General features: G+C 42.6%; 14 protein-coding genes. 10 read left to right on the top strand and 4 right to left on the bottom strand.

The genetic code is table 11. The features are described 5' to 3' along the window. Positions 1–9: 9 nt before the first annotated feature. Genes AC3IRX_RS06050 through metF form a run of 6 tightly spaced genes read left to right on the top strand, consistent with a single transcriptional unit; the run spans position 10 to position 8417 of the window. Positions 10–954: an alpha/beta fold hydrolase gene (locus AC3IRX_RS06050; protein WP_489208951.1), complete on the top strand. Its 945-nt coding sequence runs from the start codon at positions 10–12 to the stop codon at positions 952–954. Next, complete coding sequence (locus tag AC3IRX_RS06045; protein ID WP_489208949.1) at positions 951–2489, top strand: ACT domain-containing protein; 1539 nt, start codon at positions 951–953, stop codon at positions 2487–2489. The genes AC3IRX_RS06050 and AC3IRX_RS06045 overlap by 4 nt, the downstream gene beginning before the upstream one ends. Before the next feature lie 25 nt (positions 2490–2514). Then, on the top strand, positions 2515–3684 hold the full coding sequence (locus tag AC3IRX_RS06040; RefSeq protein WP_489208948.1) for a trans-sulfuration enzyme family protein: 1170 nt from the start codon (positions 2515–2517) through the stop codon (positions 3682–3684). Then, positions 3674–4711, top strand: a complete 1038-nt coding sequence (locus AC3IRX_RS06035) for a homocysteine S-methyltransferase family protein (RefSeq protein WP_489208946.1) — start codon at positions 3674–3676, stop codon at positions 4709–4711. The genes AC3IRX_RS06040 and AC3IRX_RS06035 overlap by 11 nt, the downstream gene beginning before the upstream one ends. Positions 4712–4751: 40 nt before the next feature. Continuing rightward, on the top strand, positions 4752–7421 hold the full coding sequence (gene metH / locus AC3IRX_RS06030; protein ID WP_489208945.1) for a methionine synthase: 2670 nt from the start codon (positions 4752–4754) through the stop codon (positions 7419–7421). Positions 7422–7460: 39 nt separating this feature from the next. Next, entirely contained in the window at positions 7461–8417 is a 957-nt protein-coding gene (gene metF / locus AC3IRX_RS06025; RefSeq protein WP_489208943.1) for a methylenetetrahydrofolate reductase [NAD(P)H], read from the top strand. A gap of 10 nt (positions 8418–8427) precedes the next feature. Here metF and AC3IRX_RS06020 read toward each other — a convergent pair whose 3' ends face one another. Beyond that, positions 8428–9579, bottom strand: coding sequence for a hypothetical protein (locus AC3IRX_RS06020; protein ID WP_489208942.1), 1152 nt, complete (start codon positions 9577–9579; stop codon positions 8428–8430). 12 nt (positions 9580–9591) lie between these two features. Continuing rightward, positions 9592–10071 carry a lipoprotein gene (locus tag AC3IRX_RS06015; RefSeq protein ID WP_489208940.1) on the bottom strand — a complete coding sequence of 160 codons (480 nt, stop codon included), beginning with the start codon at positions 10069–10071 and terminating at the stop codon, positions 9592–9594. Positions 10072–10146: 75 nt separating this feature from the next. Between AC3IRX_RS06015 and AC3IRX_RS06010 the strand changes: the two genes are divergently transcribed. Genes AC3IRX_RS06010 through folB form a run of 4 tightly spaced genes read left to right on the top strand, consistent with a single transcriptional unit; the run spans position 10147 to position 13004 of the window. Beyond that, complete coding sequence (locus tag AC3IRX_RS06010; RefSeq protein WP_489208939.1) at positions 10147–11004, top strand: YicC/YloC family endoribonuclease; 858 nt, start codon at positions 10147–10149, stop codon at positions 11002–11004. Next, positions 11004–11582: a guanylate kinase gene (gmk, locus tag AC3IRX_RS06005; protein ID WP_489208937.1), complete on the top strand. Its 579-nt coding sequence runs from the start codon at positions 11004–11006 to the stop codon at positions 11580–11582. Before AC3IRX_RS06010 ends, gmk begins: the two co-directional genes overlap by 1 nt. A gap of 31 nt (positions 11583–11613) precedes the next feature. Then, positions 11614–12633, top strand: coding sequence for a quinolinate synthase NadA (nadA, locus tag AC3IRX_RS06000; protein ID WP_489208936.1), 1020 nt, complete (start codon positions 11614–11616; stop codon positions 12631–12633). An 11-nt stretch (positions 12634–12644) separates the two neighbouring features. Further along, complete coding sequence (gene folB / locus AC3IRX_RS05995; protein WP_489208935.1) at positions 12645–13004, top strand: dihydroneopterin aldolase; 360 nt, start codon at positions 12645–12647, stop codon at positions 13002–13004. Between the two features lie 78 nt (positions 13005–13082). Here folB and AC3IRX_RS05990 read toward each other — a convergent pair whose 3' ends face one another. Both AC3IRX_RS05990 and AC3IRX_RS05985 read right to left on the bottom strand, forming a co-directional pair. Beyond that, entirely contained in the window at positions 13083–14084 is a 1002-nt protein-coding gene (locus AC3IRX_RS05990) for an LLM class flavin-dependent oxidoreductase (RefSeq protein WP_489208934.1), read from the bottom strand. Positions 14085–14177: 93 nt separating this feature from the next. Beyond that, the gene (locus AC3IRX_RS05985) at positions 14178–16304 is read right to left on the bottom strand and encodes a helix-turn-helix domain-containing protein (RefSeq protein ID WP_489208932.1); all 2127 of its coding nucleotides are present in this window, start codon (positions 16302–16304) and stop codon (positions 14178–14180) included. Positions 16305–16354: the final 50 nt, after the last annotated feature.

Genomic DNA, 16354 nt, shown 5'->3' with positions numbered 1-16354 from the left:
CTTTTAAAATTGAAACCGACATTTTCCTTTATTACTATAACCGATTTTAAAACTTCCCTAGGGGAGAGTATATCTCTTACCTTGAGTTACGAAGTTTTTGGAAAACCTTTGGCTGAGGCGCCTGTGGTTCTCATTAATCATGCCCTTACCGGAAATTCAACGGTGGCGGGAGAAAAGGGGTGGTGGAATAAAGTAGTGTACGAGGGGGGATCCATCGATTTAGATCGCTACAGTGTTTTGTGTTTCAACCTACCCGGAAACGGATATGACGGAATCGATCAAGTCCTTCCCGTCGAACTTGCACTGTCTGATATCGCTGCACTTTTTCTTGAAGCACTGTCTAAACTTAAGGTTTCTCATCTTCGTGCTCTCATCGGGGGTTCGATAGGAGGGTCCTTAGGATGGGAGATCCTTTCCCAGTCCCCGAAACTTACCGATTTATTTCTTCCCATCGCCTGTGATTATAAAACCACGGATTGGCTTTTTTCGCAGTGCCTTATTCAGAAATACCTTTTGTCTCATCCCGAATATCCTTTGCAAAAGGCGCGTGCCCACGCGATGCTTTGCTATCGCACACCTGAATCTCTTAACTCTCGCTTTCAAAGAGAAGTTTCATCGGAAAGTGGCAAGCGTCGGTCCCATGAATGGTTGGATTTCCATGGAGACAAATTAAACGAAAGATTTAGTTTAAAAGCTTATCGTTTGGTGAATCACCTTTTAACCACGATAAATGTTCAAGAAAAGTCACTACTTCAAATCGAAGCAAAAATTCATCTCATAGGAATTGACAGTGATTTGTTTTTTCCTGCAAAGGAGAGTAAGGACTGCTACGAGCTGCTTCTTGCAAATCAAAAGCAAACAGACTATAGTGAAATTCAGTCTGTTCATGGTCACGATGCCTTTCTAATCGAGTACACGCAATTAAATACAATTATAAATAAAGCCCTAGTATGAAAACCCAGAAAGAAGTGAAGCTATATAAAAACCGAGCGATTATTCGATTTGAAGGCGATGATTTTTTAGATCAAGTCGGTATCGACGGTCGAATTTTTAAAGCCTTAACCCTTGCTAGAATAAGTGTCGGGGTTATTTCTCAACAAGCCATTGAAAATGGACTCTCCATTTTAGTTCAATCCACGGATTCTCAAAAAGCCATCGAGTGCCTTGAAAGAGAATTTCAAAAAGAGAGAGAAGAGCAGAAAGTACAGTCCATTTATAGTATTAATGCAGTCTCGGTCCTTGCTTTCGATTGTGAGGACTATAGCAGGCTCTCCCAGGAGTTGGGCCGTAACGGTGTTTTCCCACTCATTTTAAGTCAAGTGGCCTCTGAGAATCGAGTCAATATTGTGGTGAGCTCCTCGCAAGACGAAAAGTCAAAAAGCATTATTGAAAGCGAACTTTTTGGAAAACCGAAAGTGGTGCATCTCGCCATCATTGGACATGGCAATGTAGGGGGAACCCTCATAGAACAAGTTTTGGACTCTCAAAAAGAAATTCGCCGTAGAAAGAATTTAGATCTTCGGATTGTTGGGATAGCCAATTCCAAGAAACAGATCTTTAATCCAAAAGGGATTCACTCGGAGTGGCGAAGTGAACTTGAGTACAGTGACTCTGTCTCGGATCTTCAAGCCTTGGTATCCCAGCTACATCGCTACCAACTTGAAAACCTGATTGCGATTGACAATACAGGGTCAAGAGAGTTTGTAGAACACTACCCGTATCTTGTTGAAAATGGATTTGACATTGTTTCTTCCAATAAAATATTCAATACCCTTCCCATTGAGAACTATCGCAGTCTTAGACGACTCCTAGCGAAAAACACCAAGCGCTATTTATACGAAACCAATGTGGGAGCAGGCCTTCCGCTCATCGACACCATAAAATTACTGCACTTATCTGGAGAAAACATTACAAGAATCAAGGGCGTTTTTTCCGGGTCCTTAAGTTATTTGTTCAATCAGTTTTCTCAGGGAGACCAGGCACTTTCCGAGGTTTTGCAGGAGGCTATTGACAAAGGATTTACAGAACCTGATCCCCGAGAAGATCTGTGTGGCTTAGACGTCGCAAGAAAACTTCTGATTTTGGCTCGTGAGCTCGACTTGGAAAATGAACTAGACGATATCAAAATTGAAAATTTGATTCCTCCTTCTCTTCGAGTGGGTTCAAAGGAGAACTTTTTAAAGCGAATCCATGAAATTGACTCACCGTACGAAAAACGTCGAAAGTCCCTAAAGCCAGGACATGTACTTCGATACGTTGGTGATCTTTCCGGTGATCTTCAAAAAGAAAAGGGAGATTTAGAAGTGAAACTGGTAGAGCTTCCTCTCCATTCCCCTTTAGGACAACTGAAAGGATCAGATTCCGTATTTGAAATCTATACCGAAAGCTACGGGGAGCAGCCTATTGTGATTATGGGCGCAGGTGCGGGCGCAAAAGTAACGGCGCGCGGTGTCTTTGGCGATTTGTTACGTATCAGTGAAACCAAGTAAGTAGAACCTTAAAAACAACATACGAATGAGTACTCATTTCGAAACGGATGCCATCCGTTCACAGACTCCTAGAAGTCAATACGGCGAACATTCGTCCGCACTTTATTTAACCTCAAGTTTTGTCTTCGACGATGCGGAGGACATGCGAGCTAGTTTTGCCGAAGAGAAGGAAAAGAATCTTTACAGTCGATATAGCAATCCCAACGTGAACGAATTCGTGGACAAAATGGTCCTGCTAGAAGGAGCGGAAAAAGGTTACGCATTTGCCTCGGGCATGTCTGCTATCTTTTCCACCTTTGGAGCCCTACTAGAATCCGGAGACCAAATTTTGAGCTGCCAAAGTGTTTTTGGAGCCACCCATGCTTTGTTCACGAAATACCTTCCCAAATGGCAGATTGGCACGAACTATTTTAAAGCAGAGCACCAATATGACATTGATTCTCTTATTACGCCTTCCACTAAAATTCTCTACGTGGAAACCCCAACGAATCCGGGAATTGAAATTTTAGATCTAGAATTTTTAGGTCAGGTGGCAAAAAAAAGAGGTCTTATTTTCATTGTGGACAACTGTTTTGCTACGCCTTATCTGCAGCGTCCTATTGAATTTGGAGCGGATGTCGTCGTCCACTCGGCGACCAAACTTTTGGACGGGCAAGGTCGTGTGTTAGGAGGGGTCGCAGTAGGAGCTAAAAAATACATTGATCTGATTTATGGATTTTCTAGACTTACGGGGCCTTCACTTTCGCCCTTCAATGCATGGGTGTTAAGCAAAAGCTTAGAAACCCTTGCTGTGCGCGTAGAGAAGCACTGCGAAAATGCACTGAAAGTCGCAGAGTTTTTAGAATCTCATGCAGGTGTGGAGAAAGTGAACTATCCCTTTCTAGCCTCTCATCCTAGTGTGGAAATTGCCAAACGCCAAATGAAATTAGGCGGGAATATCGTTGCCTTTGAAGTGAAAGGAGGCATTGAGGGAGGAAGGAATTTTCTAAATCGCGTAAAGCTCTGCTCTTTGTCCGCTAATTTAGGAGATACGAGGACCATCGTTACGCATCCTGCCTCCACCACGCATTCAAAGCTACTCGAATCGGAACGTATGGAAGTCGGTATTTCCCCTGGACTGGTGCGCTGCTCCGTCGGATTAGAAAATATAGAAGATATTATTGAGGATTTAAAATTAGGTTTAGATGGAAACTAAAAAACGAACTCTTTTAAAAAACAGTGAAGCTTTATACAAAGCTTTAAACGAGCGAATTCTCCTTTTGGATGGAGCCATGGGAACCATGCTTCAACAATATAAGTTCTCGGAGTCTGATTTCCGAGGGGTTCGCTTTGAGCATTGGGAATCGGACCTCAAAGGGAACAATGACCTTCTTTCCCTTACGCAGCCTGAGGCCATTCGAGAGGTTCACAAAGCGTATTTAGAAGTGGGTGCCGACATCGTCGAAACCAATACATTTTCTTCTACAACCATTGCAATGGGAGATTACCATATGGAAGAACTTGTGTATGAACTTAATTTCGAATCTGCACAAATTGCACGAAAAGTGTGCGATGAATTTACCGCTAAGGATCCGAGTAAACCTCGGTTTGTTGCCGGAGCGATGGGACCTACAAACAAAACCGCTTCCCTATCTCCTGACGTAAGCGATCCTGGATATCGAGCAATCACTTTTGAGCAGTTGAAATCGGTGTATTACCAGCAAGCCAAAGCCTTGGTTGAGGGAGGAGTTGATTTGCTCTTAGTTGAAACCGTCTTTGACACCCTCAATGCGAAGGCCGCTTTGTTTGCGATTGATTTGTATCGAGAAGAGTCAGGAAAGGAAGTTCCTATTATGGTTTCGGGCACGATTACAGACCAATCGGGTAGAACCTTAAGTGGACAAACTGCACAGGCCTTTCTGATTTCCATTTCCCATTTGGATCTTTTAAGTGTAGGATTTAATTGTGCGCTGGGCGCGCAGCAACTCCTGCCTCACTTAGAAACGCTTTCTCAAAATTCAGAGTTCTGCATTTCCGCTTATCCGAACGCTGGGCTGCCTAATGCTTTTGGAGAGTACGATCAAAGTGCGGAGCAAATGGCAAAGGAAGTAAAACAATATGCTGAGAAACAGCTTGTAAATATTGTGGGAGGATGTTGTGGGACCACTCCTGCCCATATTGAGGCTATTGGAAATGTGCTGAAGGGGTATAGTCCTCGAAGAGCAAAGAGAGAGGCTCATTAAAAATGAATTTATACAATTTGAAAATTAACTTTCTACGAAAATGAAGTATTTAAAATTATCCGGTTTAGAACCCCTTATCGTGACTCCTGAAAGCAATTTCATCAATGTGGGGGAAAGAACCAATGTGGCAGGAAGTAAGAAGTTTCTTCGTCTTGTGAAAGAGGGCGATTTTAACGAAGCCCTAAGCGTGGCCAGGGATCAGGTTCAAGGGGGCGCCCAGATTTTGGATGTCAATTTTGACGATGGACTGCTGGATGGTAAGGCGTGCATGGTAAAATTCTTAAATCTAATCGCCTCCGAGCCCGATATTGCACGAATTCCAGTGATGATTGACAGTTCAAAATGGGAGATCCTGGAAGCGGGTCTTCAAGTGATTCAAGGGAAGGGAGTGGTGAACTCCATCAGCTTAAAAGAAGGGGAAGAGGAGTTCTTAACGCAGGCAAAAACCATCAAACGCTATGGAGCCGCTGTGGTGGTAATGGCTTTTGATGAGCAAGGACAAGCGGATTCTTTTGAGAGACGAATTGAAATTGCCAAGCGTTCGTATGAACTTTTGGTAGGTGAGGTTCAGTTCCCAGCGGAGGACATTATTTTTGATCTTAATATTTTCCCTGTCGCAACTGGAATGCAAGAGCATAGAAGAAATGCGATTGATTTTTTTAAAGCAGTGGCATGGGTCAAAGAGAATTTGCCTTACGTTTCCTTAAGTGGAGGCGTTTCAAACGTTTCCTTTTCTTTCCGTGGAAACGACCGCGTTCGGGAAGCCATGCATTCTGCATTTCTTTACCACGCCATTAAGGCCGGTATGAACCTAGGCATTGTGAATCCGAATTTGCTTGGGATTTACGATGAGATTGAACCCGGTCTTCTTACTCTAGTGGAAGACGTTCTACTCGACCGAAATGAAGAGGCCACAGAGAAACTTGTGGATTATTCCATGACGCACGATTCTAGTGTTAAGAAGTTAGAAGAAGATTTAGCTTGGCGTGATGTGCCCCTACAGGAAAGAATTAACCACGCGCTTGTAAAAGGGATCGATCGTTTTATTCTTGAGGACATTGAACAGGCAAGAAGTGAGGCTGAAAACCCTCTTCATGTAATCGAAGGTCATCTTATGACCGGAATGGGAATTGTGGGCGATTTGTTTGGTAGCGGGAAGATGTTTTTGCCCCAAGTGGTCAAGTCCGCTCGCGTTATGAAAAAGGCGGTAGCCTATTTACAGCCCTTTATAGAGGAGCGAAAGGACGGTTCTAAACCGAGCAACGGTAAAATTCTTTTAGCAACCGTAAAAGGAGATGTACACGATATTGGAAAGAATATCGTGGGCGTGGTTCTAGGGTGCAATAATTATGAGATTATTGATTTAGGAGTGATGGTGCACCCTCAAACCATTATTCAAACAGCCATTGAACAAAAGGTGGATGCCATCGGTCTGAGCGGTCTTATAACACCCAGTTTGGACGAAATGGTCCATTTGGCGCAGGAGCTAGAGGATCAAAAACTTGATTTTCCGCTATTAATTGGGGGAGCCACCACTTCCAAAGCGCACACAGCCGTGAAAATCGATCCTGGATATAGTCGTGCTGTGATTCATGTAAACGACGCTTCACGCGCCGTTGGGGTTGTAAGTCGGCTAATCGGAGAAAAGAAAGAGTCCTATAAAGACGAATTAAAACTAGAATACAAAGACTTCCGAGAAAAGTTTCTGAGTCGCCAAGTAGAAAAGAAATACGTGGATTTAGCGGTGGCCAGAGCGCAAAATTTCAAAGTGGATTGGGAAAAGAGTCCGCCCGTTTTGCCTCGTAAGTTAGGAGTGCATGTACTAGAAGATCAGGATTTAAGTGAACTAGTTCCCTATATCGATTGGAGTCCCTTTTTCCGGACTTGGGAACTTCACGGAAGGTACCCCGATATTTTAAAGGACGAGGTAGTCGGAGAGCAAGCAAGAGAACTTTTTAAAGAAGCTCAGGAGAAGCTCTCTGAAATCATAGACCAAAAGCTCTTGAAAGCGAAAGCCATTTTTGGCCTTTTCAAGGCCAATTCAAATTCGGAGGATGACATTGAAGTGAGTGACAGCGCTGGAACGTATTTAGCCAAATTCCATACCCTTCGACAACAACTCGAACGATCCAAAGGGAAAGAGTACCTCGCACTTTCTGATTTTATTGCTCCCAAAGCTTCGGGGATTGAGGATTACATAGGGTGTTTTGCCGTTTGCACAGGTTTTGGTTCAAGCGAATTAGAAGCCAAGTACCAGGAGGATCATGACGATTACAACGCGATTCTCGTGAAATCTTTAGCCGATCGATTGGCAGAAGCCTTTGCGGAATTTTTGCATGAAAAAGTTCGAAAGGACTATTGGGGCTATGCAAAAGAAGAAAAGCTAGACAATGAATCGCTAATCAAAGAAGCGTATGAAGGCATTCGTCCTGCACCGGGGTATCCCGCGTGCCCCGATCACCTCGAAAAAGAAACCATTTGGAAACTCCTTGACGTGGAAGAAAAAATTGGACTCACCCTGACTCCAGGTCTTGCGATGTTTCCCACAGCAGCCGTCTCTGGTTATTACTTCGGAAATGCGCAAAGCAAATACTTTGGAGTGGGGAAAATTACCCCAGAGCAACTAGAAGATTACGCAAGACGTAAGGTGGTTGATGTAAGCTACGCTGAAAAATGGCTTAAACCCAATTTGTCTACGCATGCACTATAGAATAAGAACAAACCCTTGCAAAAAGAGCACCCTTAAACCATGAAAATTACAGAGCATATAAAAGCCGCAAAGAATAAAACCCTTTTTTCCATCGAAGTCATTCCTCCCACTCGAGGAACAGGAATAGAGGATTTGTATAGTCATATTGATCCTTTGATGGAATTTAATCCTCCTTTTATTGATGTGACCACCTCAAGAGAAGAATACGTGTATTTGGAAAAAGCAGGAGGGTTAATGGAGCGCCGAATGACGCGCATGAGACCCGGCACCCTTGGGATTTGTGCGGCGATACAACATAAGTATAAAGTGGATACCGTACCTCATGTGCTTTGCGGCGGCTTTAGCAAGGAAGAAACCGAGTATTTGCTTGTCGATTGTCTCTATCTAGGAATTGAAAACATCATGGCCTTGCGCGGAGACGCAAGAAAAGGAGAGGTTCATTTTGTTCCAAGCAGTGGAGGTCATTCACTCGCAAAACACCTCGTGGAGCAAATTAACGACATTGGTAGGGGCAAGTATTTAACCGACAGTGATCGCTGCGACTCAGAGAATAAATTTTGTGTGGGAGTAGCGGGGTATCCTGAGAAGCATATTGAGGCACCTTCCCTTGCCACAGATCTGCAAAGACTTAAAGAGAAAGTAGAGGCTGGAGCAGACTACGTCGTCACACAAATGTTTTTTGACAATCAAAAATACTTTCAGTTCGTCGAAAAAGCTCGTGAAATTGGGATTACCGTGCCGATCATTCCGGGGATTAAACCCATTGCAATTCAAAACCACCTATCCATGCTTCCTAAAACGTTTAAAATTGATCTTCCCCAAGATCTTGTGAAAGAAGTGCAGCAGGCCACGAGCAATCAGAGGGTCAAAGAAATTGGTGTTGAATGGACCATCCAGCAGTGCAAGGAACTTAAAGACGCGGGCGTACCTCTACTGCATTTTTATTCCATGGGAAAAAGTGACAACATCCGTAAAATTGCCAGCTCTTTATTTTAAGAGTAGAAATTTATACGTCCGTGAGGCGCTTGAAGGGTTTTTCGCGATCGAAAAGGTAGCGGTAGGTGGCTAATTTTTTAGTCACTGTGGTATCGAGCGCCTCCGCAATTTTGATCATCTTGGGATTAAAATCGCCAATCCATTGCAGTTCGGTTCGCTTAAAATCGGTATGCTTTCGTAGATGTTGAGTGCCTTCCCAAATCATATAGCCGTCGACCCCTGTTTTTTGCCATGCCGGTACGACGCCAAACACCATACCCACCATGGTGGTGTTCTTTTTGAATCGTTTAAGCCAGAGAAATTGAAGCTTTTGGAGCAGTCCAAATCGGCCTTTTAAGTATTTGAACCACTGGTTGACATCCGGAAGATTAAGCCACATGGCAATGGGCTCGTCGTTATGGTAGACAAACCAGGAAATGTGTTCGTTAATGAGAGGCTTCATCGATTTGAACATTCGAAGCGCTTTTTTGGGGTCCATTTGTTTTCCTTCTCCGTGAGAGGCCCAAGCCGCGTTGTAGACAAGGGTGAAGTCCTTTGCGAATTTTGAGAGTTGGTTTCTTTTAAGAGGGATGGCTTTTAATTCAGGATTTCGAGAATGCTTCTTATGCATAAGGGTGAAAAGCCTAGAAACCTCACCGTGCACCGGTCTAGAAAAACAAAGTTGATTGAAATAGACTTCAAATCCATAGGTTTCAAAAAGCGACTTGTAATAAGGCGCATTGTAATTCATTCCATAGAGAGGCTCTTCAAAGCCTTCAATTAAAACGCCCCAGAATTTATCTCGCTCTCCAAAGTTAATTGAGCCGTCCATCGCCTCCATCCCGCGATCTTGCAAATATTTTTTTGCAAAATCAAAGATGAAATTGGCAACATTCTGATCGTTAATGCAATCAAAGAATCCGATTCCTCCAGTGGGTTGGTCTTGCGTGTATTTTGCATTGACAAAGACCGCCACTTTTCCTAGGGTCTGGTTTTCCTTATCTACAAAAAGGAATCGCTCACATTCACCCGATTGAAAAAGCTTGTTCTTTTTAGGATCGAAAACGGCTTCAACATCCATGTCTAAGGGACGGATATAATGAGGATCCTCCGCATAGAGCCGTGCAGCGAATTCCAGAAATTCTCGCTTTTGACTGTCATTTTGCACTTTTACTGCCTTCATCTAAACCCGAATTTAGTAGACAGGACAGTGCTGTACACCCACTGAACTTATTTTTTGTGTTTTGTCTTTGAGGATGAATTCTACGTTTGGAATCATCCCGTAGAGACAATCCGAAGTCATCTCGTTAAAGCTTCCATTTTCTGCGTTCACTTGAATCTCCGGCCCACTTAAAGTGTAATTGTTCTCGGAGAATTGCATTTTGGTAAGGCCATAGGATTTGCCCTCTACGACTGCTTCCCCTTTCTGCGCCTGTAAATCGAAGGACAGGATCACATTTTCGTCTTTTTTAAATTGAAGTTTGCTCTGTGCCGATTGCTCATTAAGTGCCGTGGCCAGAGAATCCGCTTTTAATTGATCTTGAAAGGCAAGAGAATCGTTTGCAGTACTAGGAGTCTGTAGGGTGTCCACTACAGGGGTTTCCGCGACAGGAGCTTCCTTTTTACATCCTGCTAAAAACAGAATCGCGGTAAGAAATAATAGAATTCGTTTCATTCGCTAAAATTAGGAAATTTCTAGCAGCTAGACATTCCTTTAAAAGTGTTAAATTTGTGCCACTAATAGTAAACTATGATTTTATCAATGACCGGCTTTGGTAGAGCCGAAGGTATATTTGAAGGCAAGAAAGTCACTGTAGAGATTAAGTCTCTCAATTCCAAGGGTATGGATTTAAGTATGCGGGTGCCCATGCGATACAAAGAAAAGGAATTTGAAATCCGTAAAACACTTAACGATCAAATCGTTCGAGGCAAGGTAGATTGCTACATCAACAGTGAAACTTTGGAAGACCATCAAGAGGTTCGCCTAAGCAGATCTTTGCTTGAGGCCTATATGCAAGAGCTGAAAAGCGTTGCGTCCGACGGTCCCGATTTTGAGTATTTAAAAATGGCCATTCGAATGCCTGAGGTAATCTCGTCGAAATCGGACGAGCTCACCGAGGAAGAGTGGGAATTTTTGAAAAAAGTTCTTCACGAAGCGTTGAGTTCCTTCCAAGCCTTTAGAGCAGAAGAAGGTCGAATTTTAGGGGAAGAACTAAAAAGCAATTTACAGTTAATCCAGCAGTATCTTGGAGAAGTTGAACCTTTTGAAAGCGTAAGAATGGATGCTGTAAAGCAGCGTTATGAAACGACCTTAAAGGAGTTCGAAGCGGTAGACCAAACGAGATTCTACCAAGAATTAGCCTATTACACAGAAAAGTTAGATATTGCTGAAGAGAAAGTTCGCTTAACTCAGCATTTAATTTATTATCAAGAAGTCTTAGAGACCGAAAATCAGAACGGAAAGAAACTTGGGTTTATTGCGCAGGAAATGGGTCGTGAGATCAATACCCTTGGTTCGAAAGCAAATCACGCAGAGATTCAAAAGCTAGTGGTGAAAATGAAGGACCATCTAGAGAAAATCAAAGAGCAAACTTTAAACGTACTATAATGGAGTCAGGGAATAGCAATGAGAAAGTAATCGTCTTTTCCGCTCCTTCCGGAAGCGGTAAAACCACGCTTGTGAAGCATGCTTTAGGGGTTTTTGACCAGCTTGAATTTTCAATATCGTGTACCACAAGAGCCCCTAGAGGAGGGGAGATCGAGGGTCAAGATTATTATTTTTTGTCTCTAGAAGAATTTCAAGGTGCAATTGCGAAAGACGCTTTTGTAGAATATGAAGAGGTCTACGAAGGAACCTTTTACGGCACGCTTAAAAGCGAAGTAGAACGAATTTGGGGCCAAGGGAAAACGGTGATTTTTGATGTAGATGTGAAAGGAGGAATCGCCCTAAAGAAATTTTTCGGGGAAAAAGCATTGAGTCTGTTTATTACAGTCCCTAGTATAGAGGAATTGGAACAAAGATTGATTAATAGAAAGACAGAGGATCGTAAGACCATAGCGATGCGTGTAGAAAAAGCAGCCTATGAAATGAGCTTTCAACCTCAATTTGACCAAATTTTAGTGAATAAGGAGTTAGACAAAGCGCAAACCGAGCTCGAAAGCCGGATTAGGGCTTTCTTAGCTTAAATTTTCCTTCCAACGAATAGAAACAAAAAGCATGAGTACAGAGAATTTTCAAAAAGCCAAAGCGAATTTACCCGTAAAAGGGTTTTTAGACATTAGCGATATCGTTATTCCCCAAGGGGATGCGTTAGTGGAGGCTATTTTAGAGCTGAAAAAAGAAAAGAATGCGGTAATCCTTGCCCATTACTACCAGCCCCCTGCCATTCAGGACATAGCGGACTTTTTGGGAGACTCCCTTCAATTAGCGCGTCAGGCAAAAGACACAGATGCAGATATGATTGCTTTTTGTGGTGTTCATTTTATGGCGGAAGCAGCTAAAATCCTTAATCCTACTAAAAAAGTGGTGCTTCCCGATTTGCAAGCGGGATGTTCTCTTGCAGACGGTTGCAGCGGCGAAGGACTGAGAGCCATGCGCGAAAAGCATCCGGGCGCCTTAATTGCGACCTATATTAATTGCAACGCAGAGACCAAAGCAGAAAGTGATATTATCGTGACAAGTTCCAATGCGGAAACCATCATTAATTCTTTGCCGAAGGATAAACCCCTTATTTTTGCTCCCGATAAAAACCTAGGTCGCTACCTAATGAAAAAGACAGGACGCGATATGATTTTATGGGATGGAAGTTGCATCGTTCACGAGGCATTCTCCATGGAGAGAATCGCCGCTCAGATGGCTGAGCATCCCAATGCGAAGCTCATTGCGCACCCAGAAAGCGAAACGCCTGTACTTGATCTTGCTCATTTTATTGGATCTACTTCTGCCTTACTCAATTTCGTGGAAAAAGACGAAGCGACCGAGTTTATCGTAGCGACAGAAGAAGGAATTCTTCATGAGATGCGCAAACGCGCACCGGAGAAAACCCTGATTCCAGCTTTGGTATTTGACGAAAGCTGTAATTGTTCTGAATGTTTCTTTATGAAAAGGAATACACTTGAAAAATTATATTTGTGTATGAAATATGAGCTACCTGAAATCACAATGGACGAAGAACTTAGACTAAGAGCACTCGTGCCTGTAGAAAAAATGTTGGAACTTTCTCAATCGGTTAAATAGTCGAGGGCTCTATGGCAAAAATCATTTTAGAAGATCTTAAAATCTATGCGTACCATGGTGTACTAGAAGAGGAGACTCTAACAGGTACTTATTATCTTTTGACCTTAGAGCTGCATGCCGATATCGAAAAGGCGGTTGAGTCTGACTCCCTTGAGGACACGATTAATTACGCGATTGTAAATGATATTGTGCATGAGGAAATGAAAATTCCTTCCAAACTTCTAGAGCATGTTTGCGGACGTATTTTAAATAAAATTCATCTCGAATTTCCCCAGGTGGAGTTTATGAAAATCAAACTGACAAAAACCTCGCCCCCAATGCGTGGAGAAATGCGTGGTGTTAGTGTGGAAATTGAGAGGAGCTACAAGTAGCCGAAATCGATAAAAGAACCTAACGGAATAAAAATAAACAAGCCCTAGACATTGTCTGGGGCTTGTTTCGTATTCTTTTTAGTTGCGAAGTTCGCTTACTACTTCTTGAAGAATTCGATAGGATTCTTTTCGTGCATTCGCGTCGAAGACCGCAGAATTGATCATGATTTCATCTACGTTAAATCTTTCTTGGAACTCTGTAATTTGCGTTTTCACTCCTTCTTTACTTCCTATGAAACTGTATTTCAATTTTTGCATCAAATGGATTTTTTCTTGTGGGCTCCAGATGGCATCCATATCGTCCACCGGTTTCGCATAGGGTTTTCTTTCGTTTCGAATTAGACCTAAAAACGTAAGGTATAAGGTTGAGGATATCTTTTGAGCCTCTTCTTCTGTACTAGCTGCCATCCCATTTACACAAGCGATTGTATAAGGTTTTTCAAACTGAGCACTTGGTTCAAAGCGTTCGTGATAGATTTTAAAAGCTCTTTCCATCATCTCGGGTGCGAAATGCCCTGCAAAGGCATATGGCAGGCCTAGTTCGGCTGCCAAATAAGCACTGTCCGTTGAAGAGCCTAACATATAAATAGGGATATTACTTCCTTCTCCAGGGATGGCGCGTACAAGAGCACCACTATTTTCGGAGGAGAAATAAGTTTGAACTTCATTAATCTGCTTTGGAAATTGCGTATTAATGGTCATTGGGTTTCTACCCAGTGCTTTGGCAGTGTATCCATCGGTACCTGGCGCGCGACCTACTCCTAAATCAATCCGGTTCGGATAGAGAGCTTCAAGGGTTCCAAATTGCTCCGCAATCACTAAAGAGGAGTGGTTGGGAAGCATCACTCCACCAGAACCCACTCTCATCGTTTTCGTTCCCGAAGCGATGTATCCGATTAAAACAGAAGTAGCGGAACTAGCGATGCCTTCAAAATTATGGTGCTCTGCGAGCCAATAGCGGTGATAGCCTAAAGACTCAACATATTTTGCTAAATCCATGCTTTCATTCAGGGCCTGTTTGACAGAACTGCCCTCCTTAATAGGAGCGAGATCCAGAACGGATAATTTAAATGCTTTCATATATTTCAATTAATCTGTTAAGATACGAAGGCTTTTTCTTCAAGCAAAAAAGATTCAATTCAAAAAACCTATGAGTATCGATTAAACTATGAATCAGTCCTCTTTTGGAGCAAAAAACGAGCTAAGCAGTCGAATTTCTCCGTATTCGAATTCAGGGGGAAGAATCGCTTTCCACTCATTTAAAGTGTGCTTAGGCTCTTTTGAAAAATGAGATTCAAACGTTTTAATCTTCTCTTTGGGCAAGAGTCGCAAAAGGTCCTCCATATCTAGCGAGCCGTTCTGAGCAAATTTATCAAAATGCCCAATGAGTGTAGCCCGAATCAGACCTCTGTGTTTTTCAATCTCCGTAAGGGTTTTGCCTTCTTTAAAGAGCTGGAAGGTCAGTTGGTGGCTAGGGATCTTGACTACTTTTGTACTTAAATCCAGATTAGTGTCCGAGTCTAAAAGTGGAGTGTCTAGTAGTTTAAGGTCTCTTAAATCCTGTAAATAATTTTGAAAATCTTCGAGTAAATCTTTCGTCTTTTCATTAAACCCTTTTAAACCACTGACTCCCTTCGTATGCGAATAGAGCAGTTTGAAGGGTTGGAAAAGATTTTCGTGAACGCTTTTGAAGAAAAATTCGGTGGCTCCTTTTGTTTTAAGATCTAGCGCTTCCCAAAGAATTTCTCCTGCAAAGAATTTCTCCTTCATTTGGGGAAGGATGCGAAAGAATTTTTGATAGATTGCTCCTAGATGCTCAAGTTCCTTCTGGCTTCTAAATTCTAAAGATTTGACATCGCTTTGGTCGATATTTTTACTTTCTTTTGCCGCTTTATGCCATACACTCAATTCTTTCTTCGCCCAAGTGATGTCAAGCTTTTGCAAGATTTTCGAAATTGTAAAATCATATTTTTCTCTTTCTAAAATTTCTTCAATCCTATCGTTTGCGTGCGTAGAGTCCTGAAAGCTAGCGATTCGACGGTCCGAAAATATGACCTCCGGAGTGATTTTAGACTTAAGCACAATGCCTTCTAAAGTACGGCAACGAGAGAGTGCTACATAGACCTGGCCGGAAACAAAAGAATTTCCCGCATCAATGATTACATTTTCAAAGGTAAGCCCCTGGCTTTTGTGAATGGTTACTGCCCAAGCTAGGCGAATAGGGTACTGCTCAAAGCTTCCAAGTACGTCTTCTTTAATGTTTTTATTTTGATCAAGTGAGTAGGATTTCTGTTCCCATACTTCTTTTTTAAGCGTATAAAGAGATTCACTCCCTTCAATCTGTACTTTAATTGAGTCCTGTGAAAGGGATTGTACCACAGCTAGTTTTCCATTGAAATAGCGTTTCTCAGCCGAGGCATCGTTTCGGATAAACATGATTTGAGCCCCCACCTTTAGTTCAAGATTGGTTTCACAAGGGTATTGGTTTTCTTTAAAATCGCCAACTATGCTTGCAGGGTAGAACTCGGAAGACCCTGGGAGCTCCTCTATTTTTTTTCGGTTAATGGCATCTGCCATTTTATTATGAGACGTGAGGTATACATAAGATTTTTCATTCGGCTCGAAATCGGGATCGTAACGCTCATTTAGCCGATCGAAATCAATGGCATCTACATCCGCGTCTCGAATCGCATTTAAAAGATCAATGAAGTCCTGATCACTTTGGCGATAGACTTTCGTTAACTCCACCGTAATTAAGGGCAAATTTTGGAGGACTTTCGCACTAAAGAAAAAGGGAGTGGGATAGTAGCGGCCTAAGGCCTCTTGTTCACGAACCACGGGGGGTAGTTGATAAAGATCCCCAATGAATAGCATTTGAACTCCTCCAAAAGGAAGAGGGGAGCGTCGTACAAAACGTAGAGAATAATCCATCATGTCAAGGACGTCTGCGCGAAGCATGGAGACTTCATCAATAATGAGAAGCTCTAATTCCCGAAGTAGTTTTAGTTTTTCTTTGCGGTATTTAAAATGTTGAAGTAAATCGTTTACGTTGTTGCCTAAATGCCCGTCAATGCGATCGATGGTCGGGAGAAAAGGACGAAGAGGAAGACCAAACATCGAATGAATAGTGACTCCGGAGGCATTAATGGCTGCGATTCCTGTCGGGGCTACCACGATGTGTTTTTTGCGAGTTTTCTTGACCAGCTCATTCAAAAAGGTGGTTTTTCCGGTGCCCGCTTTTCCGGTTAAAAAAAGACTTCGGTTGGTGTATTCCGCAAGCTCAAAAAGAGGTGGGTTCATGGCTCAAATTTAAAGAAAAAAAAGGGATTTTCTTCGGCCTGAATCTTGCT

This window comes from Epilithonimonas sp. KH_059 (assembly GCF_057838485.1).
This window is presented reverse-complemented; position numbering and strand designations above follow the sequence as displayed.